1 protein-coding gene is annotated in these 490 nt (G+C 58.6%); it reads right to left on the bottom strand.

Annotation, left to right across the window (positions count from 1 at the left end):
- Positions 1-490, bottom strand: a 490-nt coding sequence (locus AC1DDO_RS23045; protein ID WP_476972851.1) for an amino acid racemase, incomplete at both ends; no start/stop codon positions are given.

Below are 490 nucleotides of genomic sequence, written 5' to 3'. Positions count from 1 at the left end.
TAGCGCAGCCGTGTCGAACACCTTAATCGGGCTGTGGGTTTCAGGCAGCAGCAGGCCGATTTCGGTACAGCCAAAAATCACCCCTTCTGCCCCTTCGCTCGCCAGCTGTTTAATCACATTCATAAAGTAGTAGCGCGATTCGTCGCTGAAGGTGCCAAGGCAGAGCTCATCAAAGATGATCTCATTGATACGCTGGCGATCTTCCGGACCGGGCACCGTGGTTCTGATGGCGAACTGCTTCTCCAGCCGCCCGCGATAGAAATCTTGCTCCATGGTGTAGCGTGTACCCAGCAGCGCGACATTGCGCAGCCCGGCATTCTCAATGGCGTGGCCGGTGGCGTCGGCAATGTGCAGGAAAGGGATCTGGCAGCGCTCCTCAATTTGCCCCGCCACTTTGTGCATGGTGTTAGTACAGAGCACAATCGCCTGCGCCCCCGCCTGCTCAAGACCCGCCGCCGCCTGGCCGAGGATATCTCCGGCTTTGTGCCAC

The sequence above is a fragment of the Arthrobacter sp. 10N43 genome, assembly GCF_056394525.1.
Note: the sequence above shows the minus strand (reverse complement) of the source record. Positions and strands in the feature narration are given on the sequence as shown.